This is a genomic window from Methylobacterium sp. UNCCL125, from assembly GCF_900116795.1.
In the GTDB taxonomy this organism is placed as follows: Bacteria; Pseudomonadota; Alphaproteobacteria; order Rhizobiales; family Beijerinckiaceae; genus Methylobacterium; species Methylobacterium fujisawaense.
The window spans coordinates 139,403-158,338 of sequence record NZ_FPBW01000007.1 but is presented as its reverse complement, the minus strand read 5'-3'; the positions used below and the strand labels follow the sequence as shown (position 1 = coordinate 158,338).

15 protein-coding genes and 3 pseudogenes are annotated in these 18,936 nt (G+C 67.7%); 9 read left to right on the top strand and 9 right to left on the bottom strand.

The features are described from left to right. Window positions 1-5: 5 nt before the first annotated feature. Window positions 6-1,226, bottom strand: a complete 1,221-nt coding sequence (locus tag BM396_RS08875) for an ABC transporter ATP-binding protein (RefSeq protein WP_043379188.1) — start codon at window positions 1,224-1,226, stop codon at window positions 6-8. Beyond that, entirely contained in the window at window positions 1,226-2,122 is an 897-nt protein-coding gene (locus tag BM396_RS08870; RefSeq protein ID WP_043355138.1) for an ABC transporter permease, read from the bottom strand. The genes BM396_RS08875 and BM396_RS08870 overlap by 1 nt, the downstream gene beginning before the upstream one ends. Before the next feature lie 301 nt (window positions 2,123-2,423). On the opposite strand from BM396_RS08870, the gene BM396_RS08865 reads away from it, so the two are divergent. The 4 genes from BM396_RS08865 (at window position 2,424) to BM396_RS08850 (ending at window position 8,011) form a co-directional block, all read left to right on the top strand. Further along, a complete protein-coding gene (locus BM396_RS08865; RefSeq protein WP_043379190.1) occupies window positions 2,424-3,503 on the top strand; it encodes a glycosyltransferase family 2 protein in 1,080 nt (359 codons plus the stop codon). Window positions 3,504-3,746: 243 nt separating this feature from the next. Then, window positions 3,747-5,258, top strand: a complete 1,512-nt coding sequence (gene gpmI, locus BM396_RS08860) for a 2,3-bisphosphoglycerate-independent phosphoglycerate mutase (protein ID WP_043379441.1) — start codon at window positions 3,747-3,749, stop codon at window positions 5,256-5,258. A gap of 133 nt (window positions 5,259-5,391) precedes the next feature. Next, window positions 5,392-6,807, top strand: coding sequence for a lipopolysaccharide biosynthesis protein (locus tag BM396_RS08855; RefSeq protein WP_043379193.1), 1,416 nt, complete (start codon window positions 5,392-5,394; stop codon window positions 6,805-6,807). A 10-nt stretch (window positions 6,808-6,817) separates the two neighbouring features. Continuing rightward, window positions 6,818-8,011 (top strand): GNAT family N-acetyltransferase, encoded by a 1,194-nt coding sequence (locus BM396_RS08850; RefSeq protein ID WP_043379195.1) that lies wholly within the window; start codon window positions 6,818-6,820, stop codon window positions 8,009-8,011. Here the strand turns inward: BM396_RS08850 and BM396_RS08845 are convergent. From BM396_RS08845 to BM396_RS08830, 4 genes are all read right to left on the bottom strand, one after another. Continuing rightward, window positions 7,947-8,303, bottom strand: a complete 357-nt coding sequence (locus BM396_RS08845) for a hypothetical protein (RefSeq protein WP_043379198.1) — start codon at window positions 8,301-8,303, stop codon at window positions 7,947-7,949. The two genes, BM396_RS08850 and BM396_RS08845, sit on opposite strands and share 65 nt — an antisense overlap. A gap of 18 nt (window positions 8,304-8,321) precedes the next feature. After that, window positions 8,322-8,549 carry a hypothetical protein gene (locus BM396_RS08840; RefSeq protein ID WP_020091174.1) on the bottom strand — a complete coding sequence of 76 codons (228 nt, stop codon included), beginning with the start codon at window positions 8,547-8,549 and terminating at the stop codon, window positions 8,322-8,324. 167 nt (window positions 8,550-8,716) lie between these two features. Next, complete coding sequence (locus BM396_RS08835) at window positions 8,717-9,718, bottom strand: helix-turn-helix domain-containing protein (RefSeq protein ID WP_091994767.1); 1,002 nt, start codon at window positions 9,716-9,718, stop codon at window positions 8,717-8,719. A 693-nt stretch (window positions 9,719-10,411) separates the two neighbouring features. Beyond that, a complete protein-coding gene (locus tag BM396_RS08830) occupies window positions 10,412-11,839 on the bottom strand; it encodes a protein adenylyltransferase SelO (protein ID WP_043379200.1) in 1,428 nt (475 codons plus the stop codon). 1,043 nt (window positions 11,840-12,882) lie between these two features. Between BM396_RS08830 and BM396_RS32140 the strand changes: the two genes are divergently transcribed. The 4 genes and pseudogenes from BM396_RS32140 (at window position 12,883) to BM396_RS08820 (ending at window position 15,549) form a co-directional block, all read left to right on the top strand. After that, window positions 12,883-13,170 carry a hypothetical protein gene (locus tag BM396_RS32140; protein WP_139231562.1) on the top strand — a complete coding sequence of 96 codons (288 nt, stop codon included), beginning with the start codon at window positions 12,883-12,885 and terminating at the stop codon, window positions 13,168-13,170. A 132-nt stretch (window positions 13,171-13,302) separates the two neighbouring features. Further along, a pseudogene (locus BM396_RS33295) lies at window positions 13,303-13,443 on the top strand (IS3 family transposase); the annotation flags it as partial. A gap of 371 nt (window positions 13,444-13,814) precedes the next feature. Beyond that, a complete protein-coding gene (locus BM396_RS08825; protein WP_244538846.1) occupies window positions 13,815-14,708 on the top strand; it encodes a helix-turn-helix domain-containing protein in 894 nt (297 codons plus the stop codon). A gap of 130 nt (window positions 14,709-14,838) precedes the next feature. Then, entirely contained in the window at window positions 14,839-15,549 is a 711-nt protein-coding gene (locus tag BM396_RS08820) for a metallophosphoesterase (protein WP_043379204.1), read from the top strand. A gap of 12 nt (window positions 15,550-15,561) precedes the next feature. On the opposite strand, the gene BM396_RS08815 is transcribed toward BM396_RS08820, so the two are convergent. Together BM396_RS08815 and BM396_RS08810 are read right to left on the bottom strand one after the other, a co-directional pair. Next, window positions 15,562-15,876, bottom strand: coding sequence for a hypothetical protein (locus tag BM396_RS08815; protein WP_043379206.1), 315 nt, complete (start codon window positions 15,874-15,876; stop codon window positions 15,562-15,564). Between the two features lie 166 nt (window positions 15,877-16,042). Continuing rightward, window positions 16,043-17,911: a methyl-accepting chemotaxis protein gene (locus BM396_RS08810; protein WP_244538845.1), complete on the bottom strand. Its 1,869-nt coding sequence runs from the start codon at window positions 17,909-17,911 to the stop codon at window positions 16,043-16,045. Window positions 17,912-18,301: 390 nt separating this feature from the next. Here BM396_RS08810 and BM396_RS08805 point away from each other — a divergent pair. Beyond that, window positions 18,302-18,766: pseudogene (locus BM396_RS08805) on the top strand (DUF1440 domain-containing protein); the annotation flags it as partial. A 53-nt stretch (window positions 18,767-18,819) separates the two neighbouring features. Here the strand turns inward: BM396_RS08805 and BM396_RS33290 are convergent. Next, window positions 18,820-18,924 (bottom strand): annotated as a pseudogene (locus tag BM396_RS33290) (IS481 family transposase); the annotation flags it as partial. Between the last annotated feature and the right edge of the window lie 12 nt (window positions 18,925-18,936).

Below are 18,936 nucleotides of genomic sequence, written 5' to 3'. Positions count from 1 at the left end.
TAAGTCTACCTGCCGAAGGTCCAGTGACCTTCTTCGTGGAAGATGCCGAAGATGTACGGATCGAGATCCGGGTGCTGAACGTGGAACCGGGCGCCGATCTTGGCGTCGGCGATCGTGTCGAAGCCCTTGCGGCGCACGGAGATCGACACCCGGTAATCGTCCGCGGTGAGCCGGAGCGGCGGTGTCAGCAGCTCGATCGTCCCCGTACCGGTGATCACCGGCACCGGTGCCGCGTCGAGCAGCGTGCTGAACGTGCAGCAATGGGTCTCGTCGGCGCGGGTGAAGGAGCAGGAGACGTTCGCGTCGTGGATCGGCAGATCGGCCGCATACCGCATGCGGATCCGCATCCGCTCGCCGTGGGAGAAGACCGTCTTGCCCTCTCCGGCCGCGTCGAAGATCTCGACGCCGGTGATCCGGAAGTCCTGGCTCGACTGTTCGGGTCTGTACCACGAGGGGTGGGACAGGTAGCTGTCCTGCTCGTAGATTTTGAGGCCCGCATCCACGGGCCCGTCATAGGCCACCGTCCCGTTCTTGATGTAGATCACGCGCTTGCACATCGTCTTCACGCTGAACATGTTGTGCGACACGATCAGGATGGTGGCGCCGCTCGCTTGCAGGCGATGGGCGAAGTCCATGCATTTTCTCTGGAAGGCGTAGTCTCCGACGGCCAGGACTTCATCCAGGAGCAGGATGTCGGGCTCGAGATGGGCCGCGACCGAGAAGGCCAGCCGGACATACATGCCGCTCGAGTAGCGTTTGACCGGCGTGTCGATGAAGTCTCCGATCTCCGAGAACGCGACGATCGCGTCGAACTTGTCGGCGATCTCCTGCCGGCCCATGCCCAGGATCGAGCCGTACAGGAAGATGTTCTCCCGGCCGGTCAGCTCTCTGTGGAAGCCAGTGCCGACCTCGAGCAGGGCACCGACCCGACCCTCGAGGCGGATGCGGCCGGTGGTGGGGGCGGCGATCCGTGAGAGCAGCTTGAGGAGCGTGCTCTTGCCGGCGCCGTTCAGGCCGATGATGCCGACATTCTCACCGTGCTTGATGCCGAAGCTGACGTCCCTGAGCGCCCAGAAGGATTCCCGTGCCGGGCGCGCCTCGGAGCGGCGGGACAGGAGGCCCCGGACGCCCTCGCTGAGGGCGTCGCGCAGGGAGTTCTGGTGCGCGGCCCGCGGTGCGCGCCAGTACTGCTTGCCGATATCTTGTACGCTGATTGCCATCGACATCAGATTACATCCGCGAAGGAGCGCTCCATGCGCTGGAAGAAGATCAGTCCGCTGACGAGCAGGACGAACGCTGCCGTGACCGAGACCGTGATCGCGAAGGCGTCGGGCGGCGTCCCGCCGAGGACGGCGAACCGGAACGCCTCGATCAGGCCGACCATGGGATTGAGTGCGTAGAGCCAGCGCACCGAGGCGGGCACGATGCTCGACGCGTAGACGATCGGCGAGGCGTACATCCAGATCTGGATCAGGAACGGCAGCGTGTGCTTGACGTCCCGGAAGCGGACATTGATCGGGCCGAGCCAGAGACTCACCCCGAGGGCGAGCATCGCCGTGACGATCAGGGTCGGGACGGCCAGCACGAGGTGCCAGTCCGGCACCACGCCGTACCAGACCATCAGGGCCAGCATGACGGCCAGCGCGATGGCGAAGTCGACCATCGGCGAGATCACCGTGGCGAGCGGGATGACCAGCCGCGGGAAGTAGATCTTGCGGATGAGTTCGGCCTCCGCCACGAGGCCGTTGGCGCTGCGCCGGACCGCTTCGGCGAAGTAGGTCCACAGGACGACCGCGCTGCCCGCGAACAGCGCGTAGGGCGCGCCGTCGGTGGGGATCTTGGCGAAGTGGCCGAAGATCACGGTGAAGATCAGGACGGTGAAGAGCGGCTGTGCGATCGCCCAGCAGGCGCCGAGGGCGGTCTGACGATAGAGGACCTTCAGGTCCCGCAGGATCAGGACGCGCAAGAGACCGCGATACTGCCAGAGGCCCACGGCGTCGAAGGCGATGATCCGGTCGTCGGGCGCAATCTCGGTGACCCGCAGCGTCGACGGATCGCCCCGCTGTTCGGTCAGCCCGCATTCCGACGGGCCGAGGGCAAGCGCATCCAGAGATTTCATCATTCGAGGGGGTCCCGCATGACGCTTCGAGCCCGTGATCGAGCTCGCGGGATCCGGTTCGAATCGACTGTCGAGCCGTCCGGCTGTCCCGCCGGAACGGGCTATCATTGCGGTGGGGCGGTCAGAATTACACCTTTCGTCGTATCGGTGCGGCCAACCGAAGTGGTGGTTGTGATCAATGCCCGTAATCGCGGCCAATCACGGCAGATGAGCCCTCGGATGCGGGACCGTCGGCGTCCGCTTCCCTCCGGAACGGCCGGCCCGGATCCGCCGACCACCGGGGCCCGGTGTCGGGAGAGCCCCCATGAGATCACCCACGAGCCCCCCCGCGCGCGCCGCCGGTGCTCCGCTCGTGACGATCGCCATGCCGGCCCTCGACGAGGCCGACCACATCGCCGAGGCCATCGCGTCCGTTCTGCCCGACCGGGATGCGGTCGCCTGCGAATTGCTGGTGTTGGATGGCGGCAGCCGCGATGGCACCTGCGCGATCGTCGCCGCCCTGAGCGCCGGGGATCCGCGGATCCGGCTCGTCCACAACGAGCGCCGGATCCAGGCGGCGGCCCTCAACCTCGCGGCACGGCTGGCGCATCCCGCCTCCGCCTACCTGGTCCGCGCCGATTGCCACGCCGTCTATCCGGAGGGGTTCGTGCAGAACCTCGTCGGCACGATGCAGCTGCGGGAAGCCGTCTCGGTGGTCGTGCCGCTCCGGACCGTCGGGGTCACGCCGCTGCAGCGGGCCATCGCGGCGGCGCAGAACAGCCGCCTCGGCAACGGCGGCTCGGCCCACCGTCAGGGCGGCATCTCGGGCTACGTCGCCCACGGCCACCACGCGGCCTTCGACCGGCGGGCGTTCCTGCGGGTGGGCGGCTACGACGAGACCTTCACCCACAACGAGGATGCCGAGCTCGACCGGCGGCTCTGCGCGGCGGGCGGGCGGATCTACCTCGCCGCCGACCTCGCGATCACGTATTTTCCCCGCGCGCGCTTCGGCAGCCTCGCGCGGCAATACCGTCAGTACGGTCGCGGCTGCGCGCGGACCCTCGAGAAGCACGCCAGCCTGCCGCGCGCCCGCCAGATGCTGCCGGCCCTGGTTCTGCTCTACGCCGTCGCGGCCCTGCCCCTGGCGGCCCTGATGCCCGCCCTGCTGATCCCGCTGCTGCTCTACGCCGGAGCCTGCGGCCTGTGCGGCCTCGCCCTGGCCCTCAAGGCGCGGGACCCCGTCCTGCTCCTGAGCGGACCGGCGGCGGTGGCCATGCATCTGTCCTGGGCGGCGGGGTTCCTGTCCCATCCGGGCTACTGGCGGACCGTCCTCCGGGCCGCCCTGCGCCGCAAGCGGCCCGGGCTCGGCGTCCCGCCGGGATCCGACGCGGCGCGCGTCAACTGACCGGTTGACGCCGGGCCGGTGCCGCGCCTGGCGATGGGCTGGGCGCGGCCCTGCCATGTCAGAAGCCCGACGCTCTCTCGCATCCGTCGCCCATTCGCCCATTGGGGCGGTGGCCTCACGGGGCCAAGGCGATTATCGACACGCGCAACGATCCGGCCGCGCAGGGCCCGGAGACCGGCCGCGCCCCGCGTGCGGCAGCGCAGGAGAGTTGTGACCGTGCCCGACAGTACGCCGCGTCCCGTGATGCTCGTGATCCTCGACGGCTGGGGTCTGCGGGACGCGGTGGCCGACAACGCCGTCCACCAAGCCAAGACCCCGGTCTTCGACGCGCTGATGCAGGCGCATCCCCGGGCGCAGCTGAAAACCTTCGGCGCCGATGTCGGCCTCCCCGCGGGGCAGATGGGCAATTCCGAGGTTGGGCATCTCAATATCGGGGCGGGCCGCGTGGTCCTGCAGGACCTGCCGCGGATCGACTCCGCCGTCGCCGACGGTTCGCTCGCCCGGAATCCGGCGCTGATCCGGTTCATCGAGACCCTCCGCGCATCGGGGGGCACCTGCCACCTCGTCGGCCTGCTCTCGCCCGGCGGCGTCCACGCCCATCAGGACCACGCCGTGGCGCTGGCGCGGTTGCTGGTCGCGGCGGGGATCCCGGTCCGTCTCCATGGCTTCACCGACGGGCGCGACATGCCGCCCCGCTCCGCGGCCACCTGCATCGCCGATGTGGCGGCCACCCTGCCCAAGGGCGCGCGCATCGCCACCCTGTGCGGCCGCTATTTCGGGATGGACCGCGACCGGCGCTGGGAGCGGGTCCAGACGGCCTACGACGCCCTCACGGAGGCGCGCGGGACCCGGTTCGAGCGGGCCGGGCAGGCGGTCGCCGCGTCCTACGCGCAGGACGTGTCGGATGAGTTCATGCGGCCCGCGATCATCGGCGACTATGCCGGCATGCGGGACGGCGACGGCCTGCTGTGCTTCAACTTCCGCGCCGACCGGACCCGGCAGATCCTGGAGGCGCTCCTCGACCCGGCCTTCGCGGGATTCGACCGCACGCGGACGGTCCGGTTCGCCGCCGCCCTGGGGATCGTCCAGTACAGCGTCGAGATCGACGCCTTCGCCGAGACCCTGTTCGGCCCCCTCGACCTGCCCAACGGCCTCGGCGAGACCGTAGCCCGGGCCGGCCGCACGCAGTTGCGCATGGCCGAGACCGAGAAGTACCCGCACGTCACCTACTTCATGAACGGCGGCCGCGAGGACCCGTTCGCGGGGCAGGACGCGGTCCTCGTGCCCTCGCCCAAGGTCGCAACCTACGACCTGCAGCCGGAGATGTCGGCGCCGGAACTCACCGATCGCGCCGTGGAGGCGATCGGCTCCGGGCGCTACGACCTCATCATCCTGAACTTCGCCAATCCCGACATGGTCGGCCATACCGGCAGTCTCGCGGCCGCCGTGAAGGCGGTAGAGACCGTCGACACCTGCCTCGGCCGCGTAGTCGAGGCGGTGACGGCGCAGGGCGGGGCGCTGCTGGTGACCGCCGACCATGGCAATTGCGAGATGATGCGCGATCCCGAGACCGGGGAGCCCCACACCGCCCACACCCTCAACCCGGTCCCGGCCCTGCTCATCGGCGTCGACGGCGTGTCCCTGGCCGACGGCCGCCTGGCGGATGTGGCGCCCACCCTCCTCGACCTGATGGGGCTCGACCAGCCGGCCGAGATGACCGGCGCGTCGCTGATCCGGAAGCGGGGCGCGGGCTGAGGGCCGGGTCCGGCGGCACGCCGCCTGCACGGCCCGGGCTGTCATGCCCGCCGTCCCTGCGTTACGTCCCGCCACGAAGCCGGTCTGTCCCAGCGTGGTGCGAGGTCGTGGTGCGTGTGACCGGTTCTAGGACATGATCGCCCGACACAGCCTGATCTATGTCGGCTCCCGGGGCTTCGCGGCAGCCCTGAACATGGCCTCCGTGGCGGTGTTCACGCGGCTCGCGCCGGTGGAGAGCTACGGCACCTACCTCTACGTCCTGTCCTGGTCGCTGGTGCTCTACGGGGCGACCTGCCAGTGGCCGAAATTCGCGTTCTTCGCCCTCTACGACGAGGCGCGCGAGCCCGCGCAGGTCGGCACCGTGGTGCGGATCCTGGGCGGCACGCTGCTGCTCGCGGGGCTCGGGAGCGCGCTGGCCGCCGGCCTCGGGCTGATGTCGGCGCGGATGGCGGCCGCGATCCTGGCGCTCGCCTTCGGGAGCACCCTGTTCGAGGGCTCCACCGAGATCGCCCGGACGCGCCTCCGGGCCGGGGCGGTGGCAGCCTCGGTGATGAGCCGGGCCGTCCTGATCCTCGCCCTCGGCAGCCTCGCGCTGCATCTCTCGCAGGATCCGCTGCATCTCGCCTTCGCGGTGGCGGCCGCCAACGTCCTGGCCTCGCTCCCCGCCGCCGCCACGATCGCGCCGATGATGCCCGGCCGCGGCAGCCGGGCCGAGGCCCTGCGGCTCTTCGCCTATGGCTGGCCGCTGGTCCTGTCCTTCGGGACGGCGGCGCTCGCCCAGAGCCTCGACCGGCTGATCATCGCCAAGACGGTGGGGCCAGCGGGGCTCGGCGCCTACGGGGCGCTGGCCGACTTCCTGAAGCAGAGCTTCATCGTGTTCGGCGAGGCGATCGCCCTGTCGCTGATCTCCATCGCCAAGCGCGAGGCGCGGGCGGGCGGGATGGCGGCGGCCTCCGGGGTGCTGCGCGACGCCGCCCGGGCCATGACGCTGATCGCCGCCTTCGGGGCGGTGTTCTTCCTGTGCTTCGACGATCTGGTCGTGGCGGTGCTGCTCGGGCCCGCCTACCGGGCGGAGGCGCGGGAGCTCGCGCCGGTCCTGATCCTGGCCTCCATCCTGATGATGTTCCGCGCCTATTATTTCGGGCAGGTGATCTACTTCACCCGCTCCAGCGGCCTGGAGGCCGCCGCCGCCTTCGCGACCCTCGCCGCGGTCGCCGCCCTGTCGCTCCTGCTGATCCCGCGGTTCGGTGCCGCCGGGGCGGCCCTCGCCTTCGCGGGCGGCCAGAGCGCGGCCTGCCTCGTGCTGGTGCTCGGCGCCCGCCGGGCCGGCACGACGATGCCGCTGCCCCTCGCCGACATGGCGGGGATCGCCGGGATCGCGCTCGCCTGCGGCGCGGTGAATGCCGGCATCGCCCTGGTCCCGGGCGGGCTGATGCCGCCGGGGCAGGCCCTGCGCCTGGTCCTGCTCGCCGTCGCCGCCGGCATGACGGCATGGCGCTACGACGTGCTCGGCTTCGCCGGCGCGATCCGCCACCGGCTCGCGGCCTGACGGTCCCGCCATGGCAGACATCGCCGCGCTACCGGGGGGGTTCGTGGCGGCGGTCCGGCCCCTCGATCCCCGAGCCCCCTGGATCCCGGCCTGGCGGGCGCTGGGCGCGGCGTCCCTCATCCGAAACCCGTTCTACGAGGCCGGCTACGCCCTGGCTGCCCGCGACGCCTTCGGGGCGGGCGTCCGGCTCCTCCTCGTCGCCGACCGGCCGCCGGAGGCGCCGGGGGCCCGGCTCGTCGCCGTCTGGCCGTTCCGGCTGTCGCGGCGGCGCTGGGGCCTGCCGCTGCCGCTGCTCATGGGCTGGACCCACGGCTACGCCCCGTTCGGCGCGCCGCTCCTCGACGGTGCCGATCCACAGGCCGGACTCGCGGGGCTGCTCGCCGCGCCGGGCGTGCTCGGCCTGCCGCCGCGGCTCCTCCTGCCGAACGCCCCCGCCGACGGCCCCCTGCCGGACCTCCTCACCGCGCAGGGCGGACGCCGGGCCGCCTACTGGCCGCATGACCGCGGCCTGCTGGATCTGAGCGGGTTCGGGCCGGAGGCGCGGAGCGGCTATCTCGGGCACCTCTCCGGTCAGCGCCGCCGCAAGCTGCGCCGCGCCCGCGCGCGCCTGGAGGCGGCGGGGCCCGTGACCTTCGAGATCCTCGCCGCGCCCGAAGCCCTCGGCCCGGCCCTGGACGCCCACGTCGCCCTCGAGACCGCCGGCTGGAAGGGGCAGGCCGGGACGAGCCTGGCGCAGCGGCCGGCGGAGATCGCCTTCCTGCGCGCCGCCCTGGCCGATCTCGGCGCGGCGGATGGCGTGCGCATCGCCCGCCTGCGCCGGGGGGAGCAACTTCTGGCCTCCCTGATCCTGCCGGTCACCGGCCGGGAGGCCTGGGTGCTGAAGATCGCCAACGACGAGACCCGACCGGAGACCGCGCCGGGCGTCCAGCTCGTCCACCGGCTGACCGAGGCCCTGGCCGCGGGCGACTGGCCGATCGACCGGATCGATTCCTGCGCGCCGCCGGGCTTCGCCCTCGGCACCACCTTCTGGACGGAGCGCCGGCCGATCGCCCATCTCCTGGTCGAGGGGGGGCGCGATCCCCTGTTCCCGGTCGCCCGGACCCTGGAGCGCGCCCGGGAGCGCGTCGCCCGGGCGCGTGTCACCATCCGAAGCGGGCGATCTGCACCAGCCGTGCCCGCGTCGCCGCCGCGTCGCCGCCCATGACGGCGATCCGCCCGGACAGGTCGTAGCAGGCCGCGCAGAACGGCAGCTGCAGCAGCGTGTACCCATCGTCGCGCGCCCGGGCGACGGAGGCGATCAGGCAGGGCAGGACCGGCCCGTCCGCGGGCCCGGCGAGGCAATCGGCCCGGGGGCTGCCGAAGGCCGGGCGGTTCGGCCAGGTCAGCAGGAGCGTGGTGCCGCCCCGGCGGTCGGGGGCCGGCGGCAGGGTGTAGCTGCGCAGGAACAGCGCGCAGGCGGCGAGGAGCAGGAGCGGCAGGATCAGGGCTGTGCGCATCGACGGATTCCTCGCGCCTCAATCCCCCGCGTCGAAGCGCGTGCGATAGAACACCTCGCGGCCGGCACCGTCGATCACCCGGACGGCCTCGGCCGGCTCCCCCGACCGCTGCGGCACCCGGGCGCGGGCGAACAGGCGCAGAGCCCGCTCCTGCGCGCTCTCCAGACTGCCGACCCGCACGGAGATCCGCGTCTGGATCTCGTCCGGTTCCGGTCCGAGGACTTCGATGTGGAAGGTCTCGCGCAAGGGCATCCGCCTGATCGAGGGGCATCCGGTTGCCGGATCGCGTGGTCCGGTCGCGGGCGGCCATAGCACGATCCGGCTTCCGGCGCCGGGGTCGCCGACCGCCCTCGGTCAACACGGTCTGCCGACGTTTCGGAACGCGACCCAGGGACGCGCCGGCGCCCTCGCGGTCAATCCAGCCCCGGAATGCGCGCCGGCCGCCCCCTGGGCCGCGCATCGGGCGTGTTCTGCCGGGATGCCAGCCGGAACTCCGTCGGCGTCAGGCCATGCCGCTCCTTGAAGCGTCGGGCGAAGTGGGCCTGGCTGGCGAAGCCGCTTCCGTAAGCCAGCATGCCGATCGGCAGATGGGCGCAGGCGGGATCGGTCAGGCGCTTGGCCGCGAGCTCCAGGCGGCGCTCCCAGATGTAGTCTGAGATGTGCCGGCCACGCTCGTGGAACAATTCCTGAAGGCGGCGCAGCGACACGCCGACCGCGGCGGCGAGCTGTGGCGGGTCGAGGGTCTGATCGCTCAGGTTCGCCTCGATATAGGCCATGGCGCGCTGGACCGTGACGGTGCCGTGGGTGGAGCGCGGCACATTCTGCGCGAGACGCTCCGCGAGGCTCGCCACGATCAGGTCGATCCCGATCGACGCCATGCGCGCGGCCGCGTCGGGGGCGAGCCGGTCACCCAGCCGGACAAGATCTCGGAAATAGGTGCTCGCCAGGGTCGCGGAGGCGAGATCCGCGCCGACTGTGAGGGCACTGAACAGCCGGGACGGGCCCAGAACGGTTTCCAGGCGCTCGCGCGGCAGATCGAGCACCAGCGAACTGCTCGGCTCCGTCATGCAGACGGCCGGACGCGCATTGAGGACGACGAGATCGCCGGGCCGGGTCTTCGCCTCCTGGTCGCCTTGTTGGTAGCTGGCGTTCCCGGAAAGCCTCAGAATGGCATAGACGCGACTGTGCCGACCGTTCCGCCGGACCATGTCGGCTGTCGCTTCCGTCCGCAGGCTTGTGTGGGCGAAGTGCGAGATCGGCACCCCGCCGATATCGGTGACCTCGAGCTTGCCACGGAAGTGGCCGGCGTCATCGGTCTGCAACGCGACGGGTACCAAGCGTTCACAAACCATCTCCCGCCAACGCCGGAACGCGGCCTTGGGATGAACATCATCGGTCGAGAAGAACGGTTGCATTCGTGTTTCAGGGCGAAGGCCGAACGGCCAATACAGTTCCTACACGGTCAATTTCCATAAGGGATAATTTGCGCGCGGTCAATGACGATAGATACCGCCCAAATAAAGCGAACGCATTGCGACAATAGAACAAAAGCATCGCGATAATATTATTAAAGCAAGATGTATTGCATATATTATTATGAATTGCCGTTCGATTAATTCCATCCGTATCTCAGATCGCCCCTCGTGTTGGACATAAGGAAGCGATTTTGTCCCTGTCTCGGCGTGACCCGCTGGTCGGCCTGAGAGGTCGTGAAGGGTCACACGGTCCAGATCCGCGAAGGCCGCCGGACGGAGCGCCGCGCTGGCGGATTTCCAGTACAGGTACGGGAAGATCCCCACACGCCGGTCCCACTCCGGGATGGTGCGCGTTCGGAGAGAGCCGGCGAACCTGCAGCTTCGAGGAAGGACCGGACGCCTGTCTCGGCGTCAAGTCCAATTGCGCCCGGGCCGCCTACGGCTCTATCAGTCCTCACGCGTCAGGAGGCATCACCGGAGGAGGCCCTTGGATCCGCTCAAAGCCGCCGCAGCGACCCTGCTCTGCCTCGCTCTGTTCTGGCTGGCCTTCCGGCTGACCCGGCGCCTGGTCGATCTCGCCATCGCGGGGGGCTACGCCGAGGAGCGCCGGCGGCTCGCCGAGGAAGAGGCCGCTCAGGCCGAGGCGGGCGCCGTTCCGCAGGCCTCGGCCATCCGGGCCACTCCGGCGAGCTTCGCCGCGAACAGGGACCAGTCATCCGCCGCGGCGATCGGCGCCCACAACGCCTCCACCTCGTCGATCAGGAGCGTGCAGGGCGCCTCCGCGAAGTAGGGATGGTCGAGCCGCGCGCCCGGTGCGGGCGCCAGCGGTTCCAGCGCGGCCCGCACGGCCGTGAAGGCCTCGGACCGGTACTGCGCGGCGGCCGGTCCCGCCTCCGCCCGCCCGGCGCTCGCGAGCCCCCCGTACCAGTCGAAGAAGAACCGCTCGAAGGGCGCCCGCGTCGCGGCGAGGAACCGCCAGACTGCCGAGACCAGCCGGTCGGTCTCCGGCTGCGGCGCCGCGGCGAGGCCGAGGCGGCGGAACAGGGCTTCGGCGAAGGCCGCCTGCAGGGCCGGGCCGAAGCCGGAAAGGGCGGCTTCGAGGCGCGCCTGGGGGGCCAGCGTCAGCAGGCAGTCGGCGAGCCGGGCGAGATTCCAGAACAGGGCCTCGGGCTGACGGCCGAAGCTGTAGAGCCCGGTCTCGTCGAAATAGGCCGCGGTGAAGTCCCGGTCGAAATGCGGCAGGAAGCGCCAGGGCCCGTAATCGAAACTTTCGCCGGTGACGTTGATGTTGTCGCTGTTGAGCACGCCATGGACGAAGCCGGCCGCCGCCCATTGCGCGCCCATCCGGGCGACCCGGAAAACCACATCCTCCAGGAAGGCGACGCCGCGATCCTCCAGGCCGGCCCGCCAGAGGTCCGGCCTATGGGTCTCGATCGTGTGGTCGAGGAGCCGGGCGACGTTGTCCGGTTCGCCGAGCGCCAGGACGCGCTGGAAGCTGCCGATCCGGATATGCCCGTGCGAGAGGCGCACCAGCACGGAGGAGCGGGCCGGCGAGGGCTCGTCGCCGCGCACGAGGTCCTCGCCGGTCTCGATCAGGCTGAAGCTCTTCGAGGTGTAGACGCCCTGTGCCTCCAGGAGCGCGGTGGCCAGCACCTCGCGCACGCCGCCCTTGAGGGTGAGCCGTCCATCGGCGCCGCGGGACCAGGGCGTGGTGCCGCTGCCCTTGGTGCCGAGGTCGAGCAGCCGCCCGTCCTCGAGGTCGTGCAGCTGCGCGAACAGGAAGCCGCGGCCGTCGCCGAGCTCCGGATTGTAGGAGCGGAACTGATGGCCGTGGTAGCGCAGGGCCAGGGGCGTCTCGAAGCTGCCGGGCAGCGGCTCGAACCGGCCGAAATGGGCGATCCACGCCGCCTCGGAAAGGCCGCCGAGGCCCACCCGCTCCGCCCAGGCCTGATTGCGGTAGCGCAGGATCGTCTGCGGGAAACGGGCCGGGGTGACCGGATCGAAGAAGGCGGGCCCGAGCTCGGCGTGGCGCCGGGAGGGCTTGAAGGCGGTGTCGTCCATGCGGCGCGTCTCTCGGGTCGGGCCGGGCGTGCCCCTCCCGTCACCAAGCCGGCGGAACGGGATCCGTTGCAGCATTCCGGTTCTTGCGCGCGGAACGAAGCAGGCCGGCGTCGCAGGCGGCTTCGGGCGTGGTGCTGCGGGCGTGCTTCGCTCTGCGCGCAGGGGGCGTCCGGCACCAGGGCTGCCGTCGGCGCCCGTGCGTGTGAGCGCGATCCGCCTGGCCGTGCGACTGTCTAAAAGGAGTGGTCTCGTGGCGGTCTGCTACCGCGCGGACGGTAGAGGACGCAGACATTCGAGCTGTGGCAGCAGGGGTCGACAGTCGTGCGCTCGGCACCAGGAGCGCATCGCGCTGGATTGGACATGCCCCTGCCCGATCGATCGTAAGCGAGACCGCTCTTCCGAGGTCTGACGAGCCGACACGATCCCCCGACAGCATGGGGGCCGGATTGAGGTGATCCAGCCTGCCTCTCTGGCACGCGTCGGAGGAGCCCTCGTTTTATGGACACGGTCCGGCGCCGATATGAGACGACGCGGTGGGTCGGTCTACAGAATGTCCGGGTCCTTCAAGCGCGAAACGGCCCGCGCAGGCGCCCCGCAGCGCCAGCGCTCCTTCAAGGCAGGTCGATCCCGGAATGACCGCGATTGTTCGATGCGGCCTTGCGACGGGACGAACGATTTAAGGCTCATTGGGGATCTCAATCTATTTTATCATCCTGGCGATGCAGGATGTGATCAGACGTATCTATAAATATCATGCTCGGCGCGCCAATTAGGAGCAGATATATTTCATGGATGTGCGTCCAATACTGAAAGTACAAGACACCCCATCTCGCCGTCGAATCTCTAAAAGAGCTATTGTTTATCGAATGAAATAGATAAAAATTAAGCATAGCCTGAGCGTGTGATCTGTCACTTCGAGTCGGCCCAAATCAATTTATGAGTTGATGCCATAACCGCTAGTGGATGGCGGGAATGCGGTGGGATGTAAGTTTTTGAAATCCATACGAGCCCTCCGCCCTACGCCCGTTCGACCAGATATTTTTGTGACCCTCTATCTTCAGCAGGACAATCGAAAATCCTGCGCGCGCCAAGGAGCCTGTTCAATGCGTATGATCAAAGGTTTTATAAGAATTTGGCTCGTCGTGTCCGCTGCTGCCGCTTCAGTACTGCTGGTGTATGTCGTGAACCAGTCCGCCCCGGCCTGGGTAACCGCTGTTCTGCTGTCCCCTTTGTTTTTGATACCCATAACGCAAACCGATGAATTTCTGGCGCCCGTCATAAATTGGGTCAGGCGCGGGTTTCACGGCAATCCTTCCGACAACCCGCATTGACCAAGTAAAAAATTTCCAAAACTTGTTGCGCATTGAGGTGGTTAGAATTTGATTTTGCGACTGTGCATAAATTATTGCGGCTAACAGTACATTCTATGAAGAGTGCGGATTGCGAACGACTCCGGCAGGCGGTGGCGGGATACCGACAACCGCGTCCGGCCGCATTCGTCCTCGGGCTACCGACCACCTGCGCCTGTCACCGTCCCGGATCTGGCCTTCCGGCTTCCCATGGCCCCGGCCCTGCAGCAGCCTCTCAATCAGCCTGGTCAATAATACTGGTCAGCTCAGCGTCTATCGCACAATAGATTGTATTTTCCGACATTTCACACCTAATGTAAATCAATTTTAGCGCTTAATAACAGTTTTTAGTTTCTACAAATACTGACTGACCGCCTCACAACCTCAGCGATCATAGAGAAGGTATATTTGCCGATAACTCACTCTTAGATTTGTTTTTGGCTGAGATTTGTTAGATTTTGACATTACGCCATTTCCATATCATAAGCCACATTGCATCAGAGTTCGTCGAGAATTCATGCATTACAAGTGATGGTATATTTAAATATAGACAGAAATACATGCGGACACTATTTTCAACGGAGAAATTTCATCCTCGCGACAGATTTAGAAGCTGGCGCGATGCCATGTCTGACATGCGCGTGCCGGCCGAGCAGAAGCGCCTGACCGACGATCCATTCGATGCCAAGATAGAAGTTGCTACCGTCGGCTCGATCGAAGCGATACGCACCTCCCATGGCGCTTTACGCGCTGAGGCGACGCCCGACCTGGTCAGGAATCATGGCCAGGAGAATGCTGTCGGAATATTCTTCCGGCAGGCAGGAATTGCAAAGACCGGTCAATCCGACAGGACCTCGGTGCAACAGCCCGGCGATCTCATGGTGCTCGACTGTCGTCCGGCGGCGCAGGAATACAGCTCGGGCAGCCAGATGCTCACCCTCCACATCCCCCGTGAGCGGCTCGAGTCTGTCCTCGGTCCAGCTCGGCTCTACAGCGGGCTGACCATCGGTGCAGACCTCGGCAGCACCGCCTTGGCGACAGGCTTCCTCACTGAGCTGATGCGTGTCAGTGATAGCCTCACGCCGGCCGTGGCAGACCGCATGTCGGCCATCGGCATCGACCTGATCGCGGCCAGCATCGCCGAGCGCTTGGCACAGGAGGTGTCTCGCCCCTTGCATGAAACAGTCACGGTTCAGCGCGCCAAGACCTATGTCGAGGCCAATCTGGGTGACCCCGACTTCGGACCTCCGGAACTCGCCGCGGCTGTCGGCGTCTCGCTGCGCCGGCTACAGGAGATGTTTCATGAGCGTGGCAGGCACGTGTCCGACTACATCTGGGAGCGCCGTCTTCTGAGGGCCGGGCATCAGCTGAGCAAGATCGAGCATGGCCATCTGCAGATCGGCGCAGTCGCGTATAGCTGTGGCTTCTCCAGCCAGGCCCACTTCTCCCGCCGCTTCAAAGCGCATCACGGCATGACGCCGAGCGAGTTCCGGCAGGCTGCTCTTGAGGTGGCCCGGTAAGGACTCTCATCCGTTGACGATCCGAGCCTGGGCTGCGCTGCGTGCCGTGGCCGAACGCTTCGAGCCGCCCAGTCCCGATGAAGGCTTCGACGCCGTGCGCATCGTGCGCCCCTGAGAGCGCGGGCGATCCTTGGCCAAGCTCTGGATCCTGTCCGACCGGCACCTCGAGACGGTGCTGTATCCGGATCAGTTCCGGTCCGAGCCGCCCGCCTTCGACCTGCTGGTCGCGGCCGGCGATATGTGGGAGGCCGCCCCCCGGCAGACGTTCAGGGTCCTGCGCCGCCTCGCCAACGACGAACCCGTCGTGTTCGTGATGGGCAACCACGAGCACGGGCACGACATCGTGCCCGAGGCTCTCGCCCGCGCTCAGATCCTGGCCGGATGCCGGTTCGTCGGCACCACCCTGCGGAGCGATTGTCGGTTGGCCGGACAGCTCGATCCCGACACGCCGACCGGCGAGCCGATCGATGTCGCCCATGACGGCGGCCATCACCTGCTCACGGTCGGGGACGCCGCGGCCCTGCACCGTCACGCCCGCGCCGAGCTGGCTGCGCTCATGGACGAGGGTGATGGTGCGCTGTCGCTCATCGGGGTCACCCACCACGCCCCGCATCCGGACTGCATCGCCCCCGCTTGGCGCGGCACCTGGAACGCAGGGAGCTTAACCTTGGACCTGTCCGCCCTGACCGATACCGGCCGCGCGGCTCTGAGGATGCACGGCCATGTCCACCACAGCCTCGACCTGGTTCGGCCCGGCGGAACCCGGATCCTGTGCAACCCGGCCGGTCCCCGCTTCGCCAATCCCGCCTTCGACGCGGCTCAGGCGATCACGATCGGCTGATCTCACACGGGCTCAAGCCGAGGGGGCGTCGCGTGTCAGCTCTTGGACGAACAGCTCGGCCTGATCGACGAGCAGGTTCAGATGCGCCACGCTGTCGCTCATCTGGCCGACCAACGCCGCGGTGAGCTCGGTCAGCCGGGTCTCGGCACTCGGCTGCACGCTCTGCAGATTGGCAATCTGGGCCTTCAGCTCGGTCCGTCTCCGACGCAACACCTGCAGGAGCGTCTCGATCCGCGCCACGACCAGATCGGCGGCGAGCGCGTCCGTCCGTGATCCGACGGCGGTCTCATCCTCCTTGGAGCCCAGCGGGATGTTCGTTCCGGTCATGGCGGCTTGGTTCTGCCTCAAGGTGAAGCAGCTTAGGCCGTGACACATTCCTCAGGCTGACCGGCGTCGGCGATGACGCTCGGATGGCCGAGCCCCGTATCGCACCCGATCCAGCCGCCTGCACGCAGTCGGGCGAGCGGGAGGGGGCTCGGAGCCCGCGCCAGTCTCAGGCGGCTCGGACGGTGGCGAGGAAATGCGCCACCTCCGCCCCGAGATGCTCGGACTGGCGCGACAGCTCGTCCGCCGCGCTGAGCACCTGGGCCGCGGCCGCGCCCGTCTCCTCGGAGGCCTTGGCCACGCCGGTGATGTTGCTTGTCACCTCGGCCGTGCCGGTGGCCGCCTGAGCGACGTTGCGCACGATCTCCTGCGTGGCGGCGCCCTGCTCCTCGACCGCCGCGGCGATCGAGGCCGCCACGCCATTGATCTCCCGGATCCGCGCCGTGATCGCCCCGATGGCACCGACCGCCTCGGCCGTCACGCCCTGAACACGCGTGATCTGGCCTGAGATCTCCTCGGTGGCCCGGGCGGTCTGCCCGGCGAGTTCCTTGACCTCGGCAGCGACCACCGCGAAGCCGCGCCCGGCATCGCCGGCGCGGGCCGCCTCGATCGTGGCGTTCAGCGCCAGCAGGTTGGTCTGCCCGGCGATCGAGGAGATCAGCCCGACCACGTCGCCGATCCGCGCGACCGTCCCGCTCAGCTCCTGCACCAAAGCCGCCGTCTGATCCGACTCGTCCACCGCCGCTTGCGCGAGCTTGGAAGAGCCGTCCACCTGCCGGCTGATCTCCTGCACGGACGTGCCCAGCTCCTCGGCGGCGACCGCCACGGTGTTGACGTTGCTCGCGGCCTGTTCGGCGGCGGACGCCACGGTCGTGGACTGGCCGGCCGTCTGGGTGGCGGTGGCGGTCATGGCCTGGGCGGTGGCCTGCAGGTCCGTGGCCGAGGACGAGACTTGGCCGACGATGCTGCCGACCGCCCGCTCGAACTCGTCGGCCAGCTCCAGCATGGTGCGCTTGCGCTGCGCCTCGGCGGCGGCCCGCGCTTGAGCAGCCTCCAGCTCCAGGTGCCGGCTCCGGATCAGATTATCCTTGAAGACCTGCACGGCCGCCGCCATCGCGCCGATCTCGTTCTTCGTGGCCGTGTCGGGAACGACGAGGCTGGTGTCACCGTCGGAAATCCGGCTCATGACCTGTGCCATGCGGCGGATCGGCATCGAGATCCTCCGGACGCAAACCACGATCACGCCGCCGCACATCACGAGCACCGCGCCGCCGCCCATCAGGAAGAGGACGAAGCGCGTCCGGGCCGCGGCGATGCGCGCCTTGATCAGGTCGAAAGCCCGGACGAACAATCGATCGCGAAGTTCGACGATCGCGCTCATGGCCGGGACATAACGGGCGGCAAAGTCGTGTACCGTCAGGGTCGCGGCCTGACCGGATAAGCTTTGGGCCACGAGATCGGCGGCCAATTTCTGGCCGCCTTCGATGTATTGCGCCCGCATGGTCCTGATGAGCTCATCGACACCCGCATCGTCGCCGATTTTCCCACGGGCGAGCAGGATCTGCCGCATCTGTGCGTCGACATAGCCGCTCAATCGATTGTATTGCCCGATCTCCTCGTCCGTCATACGCCGTTTGGTCACGAGAGCAGGGGTGAACACGGATCCGATCTGACCCGCGAAGTCACGCAGCTCCGTCGCGGTCCGGGCCATCGTCAGCCAGGAGCCCAGGCTCGGATCGGCCGACATCGTGGCATCGTCCACAGCATTCAACGCCTGGTCGAGCACTGGCGGGACGGCGATCAAGGCCTTCACGATCCCCGCCACCGCGTCCTGGGATCGCTGTGCCTGAACGTGAGCCGTCACGGCATCGGCCTGCTGCCGCACGGTGGCGAGGCGCCGAACGGTCTCGGAGACGGCCTCGGCAGCCTTGGCTCCCCATCGCTCCGGCAGTGTGGACACGGCGAGGCTGGCCTCTCGTAGGGCCGCATCGGTGTCGGTGCGAGCGTCGCTGAGCGCCTGCTCGACAGCGCGTGGCACCGGTCTCTCACTGCCGAGACTGCTGTTGGTGGGCCCCCGTTCCTGCGCGATGCGGGTCGAAGCGCCCAGGATCTTCAACGACGCGGAAGCACCCGTCAGCGCATTGACGCTATCACTGTATGATTTGTACTCGTCGATTTCCATCTTTGCAGTAACAGTCACGCACAGCGCACCGACACATCCCGACACAGCGACGATCAAAGTCGATATTTTCACAACAACCTCCGCAATCGACCAAAATCTCTAGGTTAAATCATATTACGATTTTGCAAATTTTTGGTTTAAAACTGTGATACAGGCAGTTGATTGATCCGTTTTTTGGATCTATGTCCGCAAATCTAAGAAGATTGGAATTCCTAGGGAGATTGTACGGACGACATAGAATTACATATGGAGGACAAATTGGGGACAAATTCGAAAAACGACGGTATTGTCGATTACGGATACGCGGCTTGGGCGGGATTCCTAGGCGGAAATCTTTCGAGCTTCGTCAAGTGGGGATCCGAGATCCCTTTCCCGCCCCGGGAGGCCGGCCGCATCTCGCCACCCTTCGCCATCCTCAAAGCGCTTGGCCTGAACGCCGAGGACATGACCTACGTCTTCACCGGTCACGTCATCAATTACGGCGTCGCCCTGGTGCACCAGGGCTTCTCGATCGTCTTCGGCCTGCTCTATTGCCTGCTCGCAACGGCATGCCCGCTCGTGACGCTGGGGCAAGGACTGGCCTTCGGACTGATCATAACCCTCCTGTTCCACGCCATCCTGCTGCCGCTGGGCGGCTGGGCGCCCCAGGTCTGGGACATTTCCGCCCATGAGGTGTTCTCGGAGGTGTTCGGGCACCTGCTCTGGGCTTGGACGATCGAGATCGTCCGGCGCGACATGGTGAGGATGCGGTTCGCGTCAGCGTCCACCTTGGCGAAAGCCAGCTCTGACGTTCGATCGATGGCAACGAACAGGTAGAGGGTGCCATCTCCCGTCCAGACCTCTGCGAGATCGATGTGGACATAGCCGATGACATCATCGGC